At 64.9% G+C, this 15,794-nt stretch carries 12 protein-coding genes and 1 tRNA gene; 5 read left to right on the plus strand and 8 right to left on the minus strand.

Annotated features, from left to right (window positions below):
• Window positions 1-876 precede the first annotated feature (876 nt).
• The 4 genes from AC1DKD_RS03225 to AC1DKD_RS03240 all read left to right on the plus strand — a co-directional run bounded on the left by AC1DKD_RS03225 (window position 877) and on the right by AC1DKD_RS03240 (window position 4,342).
• On the plus strand, window positions 877-1,155 hold the full coding sequence (locus AC1DKD_RS03225) for an HU family DNA-binding protein (RefSeq protein ID WP_006162250.1): 279 nt from the start codon (window positions 877-879) through the stop codon (window positions 1,153-1,155).
• A 238-nt stretch (window positions 1,156-1,393) separates the two neighbouring features.
• A complete protein-coding gene (locus tag AC1DKD_RS03230; RefSeq protein WP_441632534.1) occupies window positions 1,394-2,371 on the plus strand; it encodes a DUF2272 domain-containing protein in 978 nt (325 codons plus the stop codon).
• 169 nt (window positions 2,372-2,540) lie between these two features.
• A complete protein-coding gene (locus AC1DKD_RS03235; RefSeq protein WP_441632536.1) occupies window positions 2,541-3,305 on the plus strand; it encodes a class II aldolase/adducin family protein in 765 nt (254 codons plus the stop codon).
• Window positions 3,306-3,358: 53 nt separating this feature from the next.
• Window positions 3,359-4,342, plus strand: coding sequence for a 2-dehydropantoate 2-reductase (locus AC1DKD_RS03240; protein WP_441632538.1), 984 nt, complete (start codon window positions 3,359-3,361; stop codon window positions 4,340-4,342).
• A 275-nt stretch (window positions 4,343-4,617) separates the two neighbouring features.
• On the opposite strand, the gene rarD is transcribed toward AC1DKD_RS03240, so the two are convergent.
• Together rarD and AC1DKD_RS03250 are read right to left on the minus strand one after the other, a co-directional pair.
• Window positions 4,618-5,508: an EamA family transporter RarD gene (rarD, locus tag AC1DKD_RS03245; protein WP_441632540.1), complete on the minus strand. Its 891-nt coding sequence runs from the start codon at window positions 5,506-5,508 to the stop codon at window positions 4,618-4,620.
• 108 nt (window positions 5,509-5,616) lie between these two features.
• Window positions 5,617-6,591, minus strand: a complete 975-nt coding sequence (locus AC1DKD_RS03250; RefSeq protein WP_477142926.1) for a TRAP transporter substrate-binding protein — start codon at window positions 6,589-6,591, stop codon at window positions 5,617-5,619.
• Window positions 6,592-7,007: 416 nt separating this feature from the next.
• Between AC1DKD_RS03250 and AC1DKD_RS03255 the strand changes: the two genes are divergently transcribed.
• Complete coding sequence (locus AC1DKD_RS03255) at window positions 7,008-8,801, plus strand: carbohydrate porin (protein WP_441632544.1); 1,794 nt, start codon at window positions 7,008-7,010, stop codon at window positions 8,799-8,801.
• Here the strand turns inward: AC1DKD_RS03255 and AC1DKD_RS03260 are convergent.
• The 6 genes from AC1DKD_RS03260 to rsmB form a co-directional block, all read right to left on the minus strand.
• Window positions 8,785-9,573, minus strand: coding sequence for an aquaporin (locus tag AC1DKD_RS03260; protein WP_441632559.1), 789 nt, complete (start codon window positions 9,571-9,573; stop codon window positions 8,785-8,787). The genes AC1DKD_RS03255 and AC1DKD_RS03260 overlap by 17 nt on opposite strands.
• Window positions 9,574-10,179: 606 nt before the next feature.
• A tRNA-Phe gene (locus AC1DKD_RS03265) sits at window positions 10,180-10,255 on the minus strand.
• A gap of 60 nt (window positions 10,256-10,315) precedes the next feature.
• Window positions 10,316-11,020: a response regulator gene (locus AC1DKD_RS03270; RefSeq protein ID WP_045241983.1), complete on the minus strand. Its 705-nt coding sequence runs from the start codon at window positions 11,018-11,020 to the stop codon at window positions 10,316-10,318.
• Window positions 11,021-11,072: 52 nt separating this feature from the next.
• The gene (locus AC1DKD_RS03275) at window positions 11,073-13,541 is read right to left on the minus strand and encodes a sensor histidine kinase (RefSeq protein ID WP_477142927.1); all 2,469 of its coding nucleotides are present in this window, start codon (window positions 13,539-13,541) and stop codon (window positions 11,073-11,075) included.
• The gene (locus tag AC1DKD_RS03280) at window positions 13,538-14,407 is read right to left on the minus strand and encodes a DUF4390 domain-containing protein (protein WP_441632548.1); all 870 of its coding nucleotides are present in this window, start codon (window positions 14,405-14,407) and stop codon (window positions 13,538-13,540) included. Before AC1DKD_RS03280 ends, AC1DKD_RS03275 begins: the two co-directional genes overlap by 4 nt.
• 19 nt (window positions 14,408-14,426) lie before the next feature.
• Window positions 14,427-15,779, minus strand: coding sequence for a 16S rRNA (cytosine(967)-C(5))-methyltransferase RsmB (gene rsmB, locus AC1DKD_RS03285; RefSeq protein ID WP_035865621.1), 1,353 nt, complete (start codon window positions 15,777-15,779; stop codon window positions 14,427-14,429).
• Window positions 15,780-15,794: the final 15 nt, after the last annotated feature.

Here is a 15,794-nt window from a genome sequence, read left to right on the forward strand (position 1 = left end):
CCGGAAACCCGCTTCAGGCGGGGCTTCTTTTTTAAGCAAGGCGAAATGACCTGTCGAACTGAGGTTTACTGCGATGTCCCGAAAGGTTTTTTCGCGGGAACTCGACGTATCCGCATGGCGGTGATGGCCAGGCGAGGTGGTATACGCTCGTCCTCGAAGGCTGCGTATACGTTCGACCCCGGTTTACCGACGAGCGCGCTGCGTGGAACGGGGGATTTCTGTGCTGGCGGGGATCTGCGGGCCAAGACGTAAACGCATGCCGTTAGCGCCGCACGCAAGGCATGCACGATGCGAATATCCGCGAAAATCCATTCCCCGTCGGGGGCTATCGGACATGCACAATAGTTCATGAGGTTGCCCGGGAGCGCCTGCGCCCCGTAGCTACGCTGCACTGGGTACGCGTTGCCGGGGGCAGGACTCCGGCTGAAGAGTCGCTCACAGCGCCGCTAAGGCCCTCTGGCGGGCAGAGAGCGCCTGCCAGGGCGGCCACCTGCCGTTGGTGCCGCCTGCGGTCCAGGTATACGCCGGGAAATCGCCCGGATGCCCTGGGCCACACCTCCATCGTGCCAATGCCCCTGAGAGGGGCCAGGAGGCCGCTGTAGCCGTTTTCCAGGCTGGGATGCCCTGTGGGGCACCTATGTACGTTCTTTCGCCTGAGGGCCATCCTGACGCCCTCAAAGGCTCGGCCTGCCCCGCCAAATCCCCCCAAAGCCCCAGCCAGCGCGGGCTGGCGGCGCCTGCGCTGTAACAATCTGTTCCCAGTCCGCCTTGCCCGACACGGTATGATGTGGCCCGCGGCGCCTTTGCCGACGCCGGTGCCCAGTGGGCCGGCCCAGCCAGGCGTCCTTGTTTTATCAACTCGACACGGAGTGAAGCATGACGAAAACCGAACTGATCGACGCCATCGCGGCCGGCGTGGACGGCCTGACCAAGGCCAAGGCAGAACAAGCGCTGAACGTGACGCTTGGCGCCATCATGGAAGCCGTGGCCAAGGGCGACACCCTGAGCCTGATCGGCTTTGGCACCTTCAGCCAGGGCGAGCGCGGCGAGCGCATGGCGCGTAACCCGCGCACCGGCGAAGAAATCAAGGTGGAAGCCGCCAAGACCGTCAAGTTCAAGGCTGGCCAGAAGTTCAAGGACGCAGTGAACCAGTGAGTCCCGCGGGCGGTCTCGTGCCAGCCCCGTTGGATCTACCCCGCCGTGCCGCCACCCGTAGCCTGATGGCGCTGGTGAGCGCCAGGCGGGGGGCGTTATCCACAATATTTGCCCACTGGTTATCCTGCGCCATCGCGGTATACGCCGCACCCCGCGCAAGACCGGTAAGATCGTGCCCTATCGGCGCCTTCCCTCAGTAAATACAAGGGTCTCGGGCGTCCTGCTCAGTAGGCCCCTCATGTCCCGTCGATCGCCGCCAGGCAGATTTCCACAGTTTTATTCACAGCGTTTCCCACAAAATTTTCCACAGGCGCGCCGGCTCGGCCTGAGCTTGCTGACGGCTCTCGCGCTACTGTCGGGTTGCACCACGCCATCCCAGCCGGCGCGGCCCCAGGCTATCCCGTTGCCTGACACCGAACGCCCCGCGACGACACCTGGCGCCACGCAGCGCCAGCGCATTGTCGAGATCGCCTGGCAGGAGTGGCAGCGCTGGGGAGGGCAGACCGTGCGCCTGGGCCGCGACGATACCGCTTGCGTGGCCGATAGCCCACTGCCGGCGCCGGCGCTGCCTGGCCTGCCGGCGGCGACGGATACCGAGGGCAATCCGGACGCCAGCGATGCGACGGGGCGGACGGCCGACCGCGAGGATGAGGAAAGCGGCGAGTCGAGCTGCCTGCACTTTCCCGATGGCACCGGCATGGAAGCCACCGCCCAGGGGTGCCGGCTGGCGCAGCGCTATTGGGCCATCGTCGGCAAGGCGGTCACGTGCCACCAGATCACCCAGGGCAGCTGGGCCTGGTCCGCGGTCTTTATTTCCTGGGTGATGCGCAAGGCGGGCCTGGACGACCGCCAGTTCCTCACCGGCGATTCGCACTCGATGTACGTAGTGGACGCGCGCGACGGCATCCTGCCCGCGCCAGCCTTCCGCATTGAACCGCTGCCGGCCATGCCGCGGCCAGGCGATGTGCTTTGCGCCGGGCGCGGCAGCGACAAATACCTGGCCAGCGTGGCCGCAATCGGCTTTGGCACTACGCCCATGCATTGCGACATCGTCGTCGAGGTGGACCCGGCGGCACGGATGGTCAAGGCGATTGGCGGCAATGTCCAGCAATCGGTCTCGATGGAACTGATCGAGCTGGGAGACTCCGGCATGATCGATGGCGTGACCAACTCGCACATGCCGTGGCTGCTGATCATGCGCAACACCCTGCCTTGAGTGTCGATATGGGCCTGCGGGTACCTCCGGCTTGACCGGCTCCATATAATCATTAACATGGTAATTAATCGAGGCATCGGTATCGCCATGCGCGTGCCGTAGCCCGACCCCACCCGAATAGCACCCCACGGTGCGCGCACCGACGCGCGAAAACGCAGAGGAGACCTGCATGGCTGTCGCTAACTGTCACCCGGCGGAATGGGAGGCGCGCGTCAAGCTCGCCGCCTGCTACCGCATCTTCGACCGGCTGGGCTGGACCGAGCTGATCTACAACCACATCACGCTGCGCCTGCCGCCCGAGGCCGGCGGCGATACCGGCAAGCCACTGTTCCTGATCAACCCGTTCGGCTTGCGCTATGCGGAGGTGACCGCCTCCAACCTGGTGAAGATCGACCTGGCCGGCCAGGTTGTCGGTGAGAGTCCTTGGCCGGTCAATCCTGCCGGCTTCGTGGTGCATGCGGCGATCCACGCCGGTATTCCGGGCGCGCATTGCGTAATGCATACGCACACCACGGCCGGCATGGCGGTGGCGTGCTCGGCGCAGGGCCTGTCGATGAGCAATTTCTATGCAGCGCAATTGTTCGACAAGGTGGCCTACCATCCTTTTGAAGGCATTACCGTGCACGACGAGGAAGGGCCCAGGCTGGTGCGCAATATCGGGGACAAGCCGGCCGTGATCCTGCGCAACCATGGCTTGCTCGCCTGGGGCGACAGCATCGCGCGCACCTTCTCCACCCTCTGGCTGCTAAACCGCGCCTGCGAGATCCAGCTTGCCACGCTGGCCATGGGTGCCGCGCTGCCCGTGCCGGAGGAGATCCAGCGCAAGTGCACGCGCGACTCGCTGCAGTTCAATCCGAAGTTTGGCGCGGGTGAAGACGTGTTCGCGGCGCTGACTCGAGAGATTGATGCTATCGATGGTTCGTATCGTAATTAGATACATATGATTCGTTCCGTAAATAAACAAAGAAACCCACGAGAGTGACGGCCATGACATCTCTTTGCATCGTCGGCGCAGGCGCCGTCGGCGGCTTTATTGGCGCGCGGCTTGCGCGTTCCGGCCAGGGGCTCAATGTGCTGGCGCGCGGCCAGACCTTGTCCACGCTGCGCGCGCAGGGTCTGACCCTGGTCGAAGGCGAACGTAGCGAGACCTTCCAGGTGCACGCGGAAGGCGATCCCGCAGCGCTAGGTACGCAGGACGTGGTGATCCTGGCGGTGAAGGCCCCGGCGTTGCCGCAGCTGGCGCGGGCCATAGGGCCGTTGATCGGCCCCGATACGGTGGTGGTCACGGCCATGAATGGCGTGCCGTGGTGGTTTTTCGAGCGCCCCGGCCCGCACGCGGGGCTGTCGCTGCACACCGTGGATCCGGAAGGCGCCATCGCGCGTGCCATTCCGGCCACGCAGGTGATCGGCTGCGTGGTGCACCTGACGGCCTCCACGCCGGCGCCGGCCACTGTGCGCCATGGCTTTGGCGAGCGCCTGATCCTTGGTGCCGCCGGTGGCGATTCGGGGATGGCGGCCGGCAAGGTCGAAACGGTGGCCAGCCTGCTCGCCCGAGGTGGCCTGGAGATCGAGCGCAGCGCGGCCATCCAGCAGGACATCTGGTTCAAGCTATGGGGCAATATGACGATGAACCCGGTCTCAGTGCTGACCGGCGCGACTTGCGACCGCATCCTCGACGACCCGCTGGTCAACCGCTTCTGCCTGGCGGTGATGGAGGAAGCTGGACGGATCGGCGCGGCTATTGGCTGCCCGATCGCGCAGAGCGGCGAGGAGCGTAGCCAGGTGACGCGCAAGCTGGGAGCCTTCAAGACCTCAATGCTGCAGGATGCCGAGGCGGGGCGGCCACTGGAGATCGACGCGCTGGTGGCCTCAGTGAGGGAAATTGGCGAGCACGTGGGGATTGCTACGCCCAATATCGATGCGCTGCTCGGCCTGGTGCGTCTGCATGCGCAGGTGCGCGGCCTTTACTGAGGGGGATTGGACTGCAGGCAGGGCTTTGAACGATTTGATAGATGGGAATGAGTATTCTCTACATCAATGAATGCTCGCGAAATTTTGGTTGTCGCGATAGATGCAGCGAATATTTGTGTCAGGATCTGATGGTCCCCGCCTACCCGTTCTCTCAGTGAAAATGTCGGAAATCTTCGAAATTCATCAACAGAATGGATGATGACTCGATTTTTGTTCTTATATTTATTTCTGGCAAGAATAAGATGAGGCCCCAGCGGAAGGAGCCCCCCCTTCCCTCAGCCTTGCGCCACGGCGGCGCTGCGCCGGCGCCCCGCCCAGATGCCTTCGATGGCATAGACAGCCAGCGATATCCAGATCATTGCGTACCCGGCCTGCTTGCTTGCCGGGAACGGCTCGTTCCACAGCCACACGCCGAGCAGTAGCTGTAGCGTCGGCCCCGTGTATTGCAGCAGCCCTAGCAAGGACAGCGGGATGCGGCGCGCGCCCGCCGCAAACAACAGCAGGGGGACAGCGGTGACGGGACCGGCCAGCAATGCCAGCAACTGCACGCCGCCGCTGGCTTGGCTGAAGTCCGCCTGCCCGGTGGCGAACAGGTAGGCCAGGGAGCTTGCCGCCAGCGGGAACAACAGCAGGGTCTCCAGCGACAGGCCTTCCAGCGCGCCAAGCGTGGCGGTCTTGCGCAGCAATCCGTACCCGCCAAACGTGGCGGCCAGCGCCAGCGCGATCCACGGCAACTGGCCGGCTGCCACGGTCAGCCAGGCCACTCCCGCGGTCGCCAGCGCGATCGAGGCCCACTGGCCGGGGCGCAGCCGCTCGTGCAGGAACAGCACGCCCAGCAGCACGTTGAACAGCGGATTGATGAAGTACCCCAGGCTTGCGTCCACCACCCGCCCGTTCGATACCGACCAGATGTAGAGAAACCAGTTGCCGCTAAGCAGCAGCGCGCTGGCGGCGAAGCCGGCCAGCAGGCGCGGATTGGACCATACCCCGCGCAGCCAGCCCCAGTGGCGCCGCCAGGTGAGCACCAGGCCCAGGAACACCAGCGACCACACCATCCGGTGCAGCAGGATCTCCATCGGCGCGATGCCGTGCAGGGACTTGATATAAAGCGGCAGCAGGCCCCAGATGGTGTAGGCGAGCAGCGCGTAGATGATGCCGGTTTGCATGAGAAGTCCCAAAGAATCGGGCGATTCTACCGGCGTAAAAAAGCCCGTGCTTGGCACGGGCTTATCGCTTGCGGCGCAGCGGGCAGCGGCCCGCATGTGTCAGGGCATTTACAGCTTGTGCGTGAAGCTGAATTGCGAGAATGCCTGCTCGGCCACATTGAACCAGGCGGCTTCGTTGTTGCGGAATACGCGCCAGTCGTCGTAGATCTTCTTGAACGAAGGATTCTTGGCGTTTTCCTCGGCGTAGGCTTCCTGGGTGGCCTTGAAGCAGGCCTCCATGATCTCCTTGGAGAACGGACGCAGCTTCACGCCGTTCTCCAGCAGGCGCGCCAGGGCTTGCGGATTGACCGTATCGTACTTGGCCATCATGTTGGTGTGGACCTCGATGGTGGCCGTTTCCAGCGCGCGCTTGTACAGCGCGGGCAGCTTCTCGTACTCCGTGGCCGAGGAATAGAAGGACAGCTGCGCGCTGCCTTCCCACCAGCCCGGGTAGTAGTAGTACGGCGCAACCTTGTAGAAGCCCAGTTTCTCGTCATCGTAGGGGCCAACCCATTCGGCCGCGTCGATGGTGCCTTTTTCCAGTGCCGGATAGATGTCGCCGCCGGCGATCTGTTGCGGCACCACGCCCAGGCGCGCCAGCACCACGCCGGCAAATCCGGCGATGCGGTACTTCAGGCCCTGCAGGTCGGCTACCGTCTTGATTTCCTTGCGGAACCAGCCGCCCATCTGCGCGTTGGTATTGCCGCCCAGGAAGTTGACGACGTTGTATTCCTTGAAGAATTCGCGCATCAGCTTCATGCCGTTGCCCTGCAGCATCCAGGCGTTCTGCTGGCGTGCGGTCAGGCCGAAGGGGATGGTGGTGTCAAAGCACAGCGTCGGGTTCTTGCCGAAGTAGTAGTAGCCGGCGGTGTGGCCGATCTGCACCGTGTTGTTCTGTACCGCGTCCAGCACCTGCAGGCCCGGCACGATTTCGCCGGCGGCGAACACCTTGATGTCGGCAGCCTTTTCTTCCTTGCCGCAGGCGGCCAGCGCCCCGGTGGCGGCCACGGCCGATGCCTTCAACAGAAAGGAACGACGTTCCATAACTTCTCCTCTTTATAAATTTTTTGGTGCGGCAGCAGCGTCAGGCACGCTCACGTCATGCGTGGGCATCCGGCTCTGTACCGTGTCGCGCATGAAGCCGGGGTACGGCGGCTGCGCAATTAATGAGCCTGTTACAAAGGCATGCCAGGATCCGCGGATGACCTTGGCATGCCTTTGTAACAGGCTCGGGGGGCGCCGGTCCGTACCCGTCGGACAAGCCCGATGATTATAGCGGTGGCCCTTTCGCCACGGGGAACCGCGAAAGTCCGGGTTTTCGCTAGGAAAGCGCTGCTTTCCGGGTGGTTCCTCCGCCCTGTTCCATATGGTGAAAAGGCCGCCTTTGCCGCGGATTTTGTAACCCCGCTTGCTGTCCAATCGGGCGACTGTTAAAAAATCACGCCTTACTGGTGTTGCCTATGTTGCCTGTTGTCCCGGCCGAATCGGGCCGCCCGCTGCCTCGTCACTCTCGCCGCCTCGCCGTTGCCGTGCTGGCCGCCTGGGGGATAAACGCGTGTGCGCAGGCCGGCACGGGTCTGGCGGCATCGGACGCGCTGGTGGCACCTCCGGCCGTGGCGGTACAGCCCCGGCCCTCGCCACAGGTAGATCCGGAGACAGACCCGCTGGCAGCCTTGGTTGCGCGCGAGTCAGCTGGTGGTGCCGAGACCAGCCCAGCGGTAGTACGCCTGGCTGACGCCGCGCCTGCGGTCATGGAAGCGCCTTCCGTGCCCGTTGCCGCCGCTGCGGCCCCTGCTCCCGCCGATCCTTCCGAGTCCGGTGCACCAGACGCCCCCAAGGCCGGTGCCGCGGACGCCGCCCTGCCAGCCCCGCCGCTTCCGGCCACCTGGGCCAACGCAGGCCTGGCCGACGACGGCATGGAACTCGCCGGACCGCCCGAGCCTGCCTTGCCCCCAGAGCCCGTGATGGCGCCGCCGCCTCCTGTCGTGTTCTTTCCGAAGCGCCTGGGCCAGTTCGTCGCGGAAGCATCGCCGAAGCTGGCCGAGCCGGTCGACGGCGATGCCCCCGAGGCGCCAGCCAGCGAGGGCTTCGCCCTGGTCTCGCAGTTGCCGGTCGACGATCCGGCCGGCGACCAGGTCTGGCGGCTAGGTTACAGCGGACGAGCTGCCTATGACGACCGCAACACGGCCACGCGTGCCTGCGCCGGTGGCGGCACGCTGTCCACCGGCGTAGGCGGAGGGCTGGCCTGCCGCAGCACGGGCGAGGTCAAGCTCAAGGAATCGCTGTTCGCCCTGGATGGCGGCGGCCAGGTGCAACTGGTGGCGCAGGCCAAGGGGACGGATGCCACCTCGGTCAATGGCCGCCCGGCAGCGGTCGATCCGTATGCCCTGCTGCCCCAGATCTATACCTCGGTCAGTGGCCTGTCGGTACTCGACGGCGCCACCATGTGGGCTGGCCGGCGCGAGACCTCGGCCTTCCTGATGTCCTCGGGACTGCTTCCGCCCACCTCCCCGGCAATGCGCTTCGGCGTGGACAATGCACGCTTTGGCGATATCGCGCTCAATTACCAGTACACCGCGCGCAACGATCTCAATGGCGCCAACCTGCCTAGTTACCATTCGCTGCGCACCGCCCCCATCACGACCAACGAGAAAGGCTCGGTGCAACTCGGCTATACGCGGGTGGAAGCGCAGCCGCTGATCCAGCAGACCGGCAGCGCATGGTGGGTGTCGGCCATGCACGAGCAACAGGGCGTGCTCGCCGGGACCAATCGTTTCGGCATGCAGTTTGGCGAAGGCAGCCGTAATGCGCTGACTGGCTACACAGGCATGGGTCCTGCGTTGTCCCGAGTACGCCTGGCCGAATCGATGGAATGGAAGCAACGCTCCGGCCTGGGCCTGGCAGGCTCGGTCGAGTCCAGCATGCAGTTCGACCGCTCGCCGGTCGGAACGCTGCAATGGATAGCCACGCGCGTGCGTCCCGCCTACATCGCCAGCGAGCAGTTCAAGCTTACCTTCGAGGTGGCGCGTGACCAGATTTCCTCGGGTTTTGGCGCGAGCGGGCAACGCACCGCCCTGACCGTGGCGCCGACTTTCACGCTTGGCAAGGCGGCCGGCAATGCCAACCTGCGCGCTTTCTACACGTACAGCAAGGCCAGCGACGTGGATGGCATAGCGTTCGCCTCGCCGGCGGATACGTGGGCCTCGCAAACGTCCGGCTCCATCTTCGGCGTCCAGCTCAATCGGCGCTGGTAGCGGCCGGAGTGGCCGCCGGGCCAGGCGTCGGCCATGCCGCCGTTTGCTTCGCATGTGAACGGCCCGGCAGCGCTGCCGGCGCGCGCAGCAACCAGTGGAAGATCAGCGTGGCGCTCAACCCTCCCGCCAGTTGCGCCAGCATGAAGCCGGGCACATCGATGGCACGGATACCTGTGAAGGTTGCCGTCAACGCACAGGCAATGGTGAGTGCCGGGTTGGCAAAAGAGGTTGATGCTGTGAACCAGTAGCCAGCCGTGATATAGGCCGCCACGGCGAACGGAACCAGGCCGGGCCGGCTGCGTCCGGTACCGGTGGCCACGCTGATCAGGCCGAAGGTGGCCACGAACTCGCTCCACCACATCGATGTCCCGGTGCGGCTTTGTGCCGACCAGGCCAGCATCGGCTCGCCAAACATCGCATGCGCGCAGATGACGCCCGCGATGGCGCCAGCAGCCTGTACCAGCGCATAGCGCCACGCATCGCGTGCCGGCAGCGTGCCCTGTACCAATGCACAAAGGCTTACCACGGGGTTGAAATGACCGCCCGATACCGGTCCCAGCGCCAGCAGCAACGCGATGAGCCCACCCCCCGTGGCCAGCGAATTCGCCAGCAATGCCAGTGCGACATTGCCACCGGCCAGCTGCTGCGCGCGAATGCCGGAACCCACCACCACTGCAACCAGCAACGCTGTGCCCAAGGCTTCGGCCACCAGGCGCCTGGCCAGTGTGCTCGCAGGCACGGGTACGGCGCGTCCATGCGGTTCAGCGGTCATTACATCGTCGGGGTGCTTGCGCATCGGGTTTGCTTGGCATGGCCTGGAAACCGCCTCGGACATGGAATCAGTCCTCGCCGCGGGAGCGCGCAGTGTTCGTTTTTCGTCTTCCGGCGTCAATGCACGCGCGGCTAGTTTTGAATGAACTGGTGGTATCGAATGCGCGGCGTGTTTTGCCAGATGGCTACCCGCACGGCACGGATACGAAGCGTGCAATGATGAAATTCGGAGGTCAGGCTGAAATGCGGAAGCCGGAATTCAGGGGTATTTGGCGCAATGCCGATAATCGCGGGTGCGATAGCATTGGTCGAGGAAATTGTGCCTAAACAATAGGCGGTGACAGTGGACAAAGCAAGGGCGTAGCGGGCGTCTGGCGATAGCCATGCGAGGACTGGAAAGGACGTCCATGCCCCCGTTTGCGCGTGGGCATACAGGACAGCCGGAGCAGGGAGACAACGCGCCCATGGCCTTCTTCGCCACCGTGCGGCGGCACATGGGAATGCCAATACGGCGAAGCGCATCGCATCTTATGCGTCGGTAAAAAATGAACACCGGCAAATGAAAAAAGCCCAAGACCTTTTCAGATCTTGGGCTTTTTCGTAATGCTGGTGGCCTGGGACGGAATCGAACCGCCGACACAAGGATTTTCAATCCTCTGCTCTACCGACTGAGCTACCGGGCCAAAGAAGCGAAATCATAGCAGCGCATTTTGAATCAGTCAAGCGCTGCGCGCATCACCGCATCATTGTTCTGCTGGCTCCGGCTTATTGCGGCCGAGTTCCACGCCGAGTTGCTTGAGCTTGCGGTACAGGTGGGTACGTTCGAGGCCGGTTTTCTCGGCGACGCGGGTCATGCTGCCGTGTTCGCGCAGCAAGTGGTATTCGAAATAAGCGCGCTCAAACAGGTCGCGCGCCTCGCGCAGCGGCATATCGAAGGAGAAGTGCATCTCCGCTTCGGGTAGCCGTTGCGGGGCGCCATTGGCGCTTTCCGCGGCGCTTTCCGCCACTACCGCCGCGATGCCTTCACCACTGCCGTTCGCGGGCAATGCCGTGCCGGCGGCCACGCCTGCGCGTGGCCGCTCGACGCCGCGTGCCAGGCCCTGCTCGACCGCCGACAGCAGCTTTTGCAAGGCAATAGGCTTCTCGAGGAAATTGAGCGCGCCAATCTTGGTCGCCTCCACCGCGGTATCGATGGTGGCGTGCCCCGACATCATGATGACGGGCATGGAGAGCAGGCCCTGGGCCGACCACTCCTTGAGCAGCGTGACGCCGTCGGTATCGGGCATCCAGATGTCAAGCAGCACCAGATCCGGCGTATTGCCGGCACGGTACTCGCGCGCCTTCTGCGCGTTTTCTGCCACTTCGACCACATGGCCTTCGTCGCTGAGGATTTCCGAGAGCAACTCCCGGATACCCATTTCGTCGTCGACTACGAGGATGGTTGCCATACTTCCCCTCTTGACCCTACCGCGGCTTGCCGGGTTCGGGGCCGCACATTGACTATGCCAGTTTAACGAACAGGATGGAGATCTGTGCCCCGATGATCTCGGTGCCCTCCATGCGATTGCGCAACTCGATGCGTGCGCCGTGTTCGTCAATGATCTTCTTCACCATTGCGAGCCCGAGGCCGGTTCCCTTGGCCTTGGTGGTCACATACGGTTCGAACGCGCGACTAAGGATGCGCGGGGCGAAACCAGGACCGTTATCCGCAATGGTGAGCTTGACGGCCTGCCGGTCTTCGCCGGYAGAATCTTTGTATTCTACAGTCTCGGTGTGCAGAGCGATATGGGGCGCCATTCTGGCCGCCGAAACGTTGTCCGACACGGCATCCTGCGCGTTTTGCAGCAGGTTGTGAATCACCTGGCGCAACTGGGTCGGATCGCCCTTGATTTCAGGCAGGCTGGCAGCCAGCGACGGATGGATCACCGCATGCTCGTGGGGGCCGGTGTCGTCGATGCCGTAGAGGTGCAGCACTTCCGCCACCAGGCCGTTGATCTGCAGTGACTGCAGCAGCGCTGGCGGCGTGCGCGCGTAGTCGCGGAAGTCGTCGACCATGCGCTTCATGGCCTGCACCTGGTTGACGATTGTGGTGGCGCCGCGCTTGAGCACGTCCACGTCGTGGCCTTCCAGCTTTGGCGAGAGCTTCATCTGCAGGCGCTCGGCCGAGAGCTGGATCGGGGTCAGCGGGTTCTTGATCTCGTGCGCAAGGCGCCGCGCCACTTCGCCCCAGGCCACGGAGCGTTGAGCGGAAATCACATCCGAGATATCGTCGAACACCACCACGTAGCCGGGCTCGCCTTGCTCGTCGCCCCGTCCGCCGGGCAGGCGCGCGCCGCGCACCAGCAGCGTGAGCGGTTGTTCCTCATCGCCCTGCGGCAGTTCGATCTGCTTTTGCCAGTGCTGCGCGCCACCCAGCATTTCACTGGTGGTCTGCTCCGAAAAGGCCTGCCGCACGATGTCGCCGAATGCGCCGAGCACCGGGATGCTGTCGATGGGCTGTCCCAGCGCGCCGGCGAAGGGCTGGCGGAAAATGCGCTCGGCGCCGGGATTGGCGGTGATCAGGACGAAGCGGCGGTCGAACACAAACACGCCGGCGGTGAGGTTCTGCAGCACGCTTTCGAGATACGCCGTCGATTTTTCGAGCGCGCTGCGGTTCTGTTCCACCGCGATGCGCGCTTCCGAGAGCTGGCGCGTCATCATGTTGAACTGCTGTGTCAGCATGCCGAGCTCGTCACGGCTCTTGAGTTCGCGCTTGGGCGAGAGATCGCCCTCTGCCACTTCCTTGGTCCCTTGCAACAGCATCAGCAGCGGCCGCGCCAGCTGGCCGCCGAGCAGCAGCGCCAGCATCACGGCAATGAACACCGCCAGGAACAGCGTGAGCGTGAGCGTGCCGATATACATCTTGCGCAGGCCGGTACGGCCAAGCGCCTTCTCCTGGTACTCCTGGTAGRCCCGCTGGACTTCGTCGGCATTGCGCGCCAACGCCGCCGGCACCGGATGCACGACTTGCAGATAGCGTTCCTCGCGCACCGTGTCGCCCACCAGCCCGAAGCCGGAAGAAGCCGCGTCTTCCGGGCGGCGTTCCACGGCCAGCCCCGAGCCCGCCCAGCGGCTGGCTGCATTCAGGGGCTGCTTTGCCGCCGGGCCGCTGGCGCTTTCCGCGAGGGTTTGCGCATTGGTCTGCGCGGTGGGCGCGGGGCCAAGCGGCACAATGACGCGCAGCCGGTACAAGTGGCCGCCATCGGTTCGTTCGGGCTTGTGGCGGCCGTCCACCACCGGATCGGAGCCACCCTCCACCGCGGCGTAGCCGCCGGCCAGCCGCGCCTGCTCGGCCAGCACGCCGGAAGGCAGGTCGGGCACCAGCGAGGCATAGTTGCTCGAGGCGGTGGCGATCACACGGCCGCTGCCGGTAAAGATGGCGGCTTCCTGCACGCCGTATTGCTCGCGCAACCGGTTGAGCTGCAGCGAGGTGGCGACATTCGACGAGCTGGCGATCTGGTCGGCCATCAGCCGCGCCTTGCCTTGCAGGTCGGACAGCGAACTGTCGATGGTCGAGCGTCCAAGATTCAGGCCGGCCTCGAGCGCGGTTTCCACGCGCACATCGAACCAGGACTCGATGCTGCGCGAGACGAACTGCAGCGACACCAGGTAGATCAGCACGCCGGGCAGCACGCCCACCACGCCGAAGAACACCGCGAGCTTGGTCATCAGCCGCGTGCCGAACTTGCCGCGGCGGTAGCGCAGCCACAAGGTCAGCGCCAGCGCCCCGATGATCAGCACCAGCAGGATGCCGATCACCAGGTTGATCTTGAACAGCAGCGTGAAATACCGGTCGAAGAATTCCGTATTGGCCGAGGCGCCTGCCAGCAGCGCTACCAGCACCAGTGCCAGGAACACGATGATGCCGGCCACGACGCGGTAAAGCACGCGCCGGAAACGGCTGTCCCAAAGGCTGGGGGCGGTGCTCATGGCTGGCCCGCGGCCGGCTGCACCAGGGTATTGGGGGAGAGCACGGTCGATACGGTCTGCGCGAACGGTACCGCGCGCGTTTCGCCGGCCACTGCCGCGGACGCGGCGGATGCCGGTCCTGGCACGGGGGGCGGCACCGGTACTGGCAACACCGGCGGTGGCGTGGGCGCGGGGGGCTGCGGGAACTCGGTGGGTACAGTGAAATTAAAGCGGCGCCATTCCGATGCCAGGTTCCATTCGCGCGTATTGACGGCGTTGATCTGGAACGGCTTGGGCAGTTGCGTCAGGTCCAGGCGCATGCGCGTTTCGGCCTGGTAGGTCTCGCCCGGCTTGACCATATTGCGCTCGAACACGCGCCAGCCACGCACGCGCTGGATGAATTGCAGCGCGCCCTTTAGCCGCATGAACGGCAGCTGCAGGCCGCCGGTGGAAACGCGGTACTGCCGCGTGAGCGGATGGTAGGACAGCCGCACGCTGCGGCTGGCATTGACCGGTTTTTCATCGAACCAGTACCAGCGCGGACGGGTGAGCTGGAAATCGACCACGAAATACAGAGAGATACCTTTGTTCAGCGCGTCTTCGAGCGGTGGCGGCAATTCGAAATCGAAGCTCGCGGCAAGATCGAAGCCGCCGTCCTGGTACTCGATGCGCGCTTCGTTGACTTCGATGCCATCGGCGCGCGCCGCTCCCGACAACACCATCAGTGCCATCAGCACGCACAGCATGATCGCCGACGCAAGCCGCCAGGCTGCCAGCCAGGTACGCGCCTTGCGCGCGGCGCCGACTATTGCACTACCTGCCGCCACGGGCACGTACGCACTGTCGTCAGGGACGCGAAGGACGAACAAGCGAAGCGGGCTCGGCATTGGGATCGATACGGATCGGTCAGGGTCGTTTCTGGAAGCGGGCGTAGAAGAAGCCATCGTGGTCGGTGGGCAGGCCTTCCTGGCTGGCATTGCCGCCGCCGGCCACCTGGTCCTTGTTGCCAGGCAGCATCTGGCCGGGTGCCTGCAATCGTATCGCATCTGGTAGCTGTGCACCAAACCAGCGCGCCTGCTCTTCCCCCTCCGTTGGGAAAATAGAACAGGTGACATAAACCAGGATGCCGCCCGGCTTGAGCAGGCTCCAGAGCTGCGACACGATGCGCCGTTGCTCGGTCACCAGGCGGGGAATGTCCACCTCGCGGCGCAGCCAGCGGATATCCGGATGGCGGCGCACGATGCCCGAAGCGGAACAAGGCACGTCGGCGAGGATGCGATCGTATTGGCGGTTATCCCACCAGTCCTGCGGGCGGCTCGCGTCGCCCACTACCACGGTGGCTTGCTGACCCAGGCGCGCGAGGTTCTCGTCGATGCGCGTGGCACGCTGGCCATCGCTCTCGAGCGCCGTCACCTCGACCTTGGCCAATTCCAGGATGTGGCCGGTCTTGCCGCCGGGCGCTGCGCAGGCATCGAGCACGCGCTGACCGTCGGCAAGGTCCAGCAGCGGCGCGGCCAGTTGCGCGCCTGCGTCCTGCACCGAAACGTCTCCCTCGGCAAAGCCGGGGATCTGCGACACGGGAAACGCGCGCACCAGCCTGACCGCCTGCGGACCGATGGCCACGCCAGCCATGCCGGCGTTGGCCACGCGCTTGAGATACTCGGCGACCGTGACCCGCGCGGTATTGACGCGCAGGGTCATGGGCGGACGCACGTTGGCGCTTTCGGCCAGCGCGGTCCACTGGTCCGGGTAAGCCTTGCGCAGCGCGTCCAGCCACCATGCGGGCAGGTTCCAGCGCGCCTCGTCGTCCTGGCGCACTTCGGCCARCAGCGCCTTGCGCTCGCGCAGGAAACGGCGCAGCACGGCGTTCACCAGCCCGCGCGCATGAGCCGTCTTGGGCTCGGAGGCGGCGGCGCTGACGGCCTGGTCCACCACGGTGAACTCCGTATAGCCGCCCTCACCCTGCTCATCCTCGACCAGCAGCGCCAGGGCCACCGCCAGCAGCGAATCCACCAGCGCGCCGGGCGGCCGGGTCACCAGTTTGGTGACCAGCGCGCGCGCCGTGCCGAACTGGCGCATGGTACGGTAAGCCAGGTCCTGCAAGGCGCCGCGCGTGGCCGCGTCGCGCACGCGGTCCAGGCGGTATTGCGCGGCGGCGTTGTCGATGGCCAGCGGCAGCGCGCTGCCTTCGTTGACGCCGCGTACGGCGGCCGCGGCGGCGAGCATCTGGAAGGCGAGTGATTCGTGTGGCAGGCGCATGACAGTGAGGCAGTG

Source organism: Cupriavidus sp. 05T313, assembly GCF_056396665.1.

Bases quoted from the DNA above. Each gene is read 5' to 3' on its own strand.
- AC1DKD_RS03235 (WP_441632536.1), top strand. From the start codon at position 2,541: ATGGCTGTCGCTAACTGTCACCCGGCGGAATGGGAGGCGCGCGTCAAG.
- AC1DKD_RS03280 (WP_441632548.1), bottom strand. From the start codon at position 14,407: ATGCCGAGCCCGCTTCGCTTGTTCGTCCTTCGCGTCCCTGACGACAGT.
- AC1DKD_RS03225 (WP_006162250.1), top strand. From the start codon at position 877: ATGACGAAAACCGAACTGATCGACGCCATCGCGGCCGGCGTGGACGGC.
- AC1DKD_RS03230 (WP_441632534.1), top strand. From the start codon at position 1,394: ATGTCCCGTCGATCGCCGCCAGGCAGATTTCCACAGTTTTATTCACAG.
- rarD (WP_441632540.1), bottom strand. From the start codon at position 5,508: ATGCAAACCGGCATCATCTACGCGCTGCTCGCCTACACCATCTGGGGC.
- AC1DKD_RS03255 (WP_441632544.1), top strand. From the start codon at position 7,008: ATGTTGCCTGTTGTCCCGGCCGAATCGGGCCGCCCGCTGCCTCGTCAC.
- AC1DKD_RS03260 (WP_441632559.1), bottom strand. From the start codon at position 9,573: ATGACCGCTGAACCGCATGGACGCGCCGTACCCGTGCCTGCGAGCACA.
- AC1DKD_RS03270 (WP_045241983.1), bottom strand. From the start codon at position 11,020: ATGGCAACCATCCTCGTAGTCGACGACGAAATGGGTATCCGGGAGTTG.
- AC1DKD_RS03250 (WP_477142926.1), bottom strand. From the start codon at position 6,591: ATGGAACGTCGTTCCTTTCTGTTGAAGGCATCGGCCGTGGCCGCCACC.
- AC1DKD_RS03240 (WP_441632538.1), top strand. From the start codon at position 3,359: ATGACATCTCTTTGCATCGTCGGCGCAGGCGCCGTCGGCGGCTTTATT.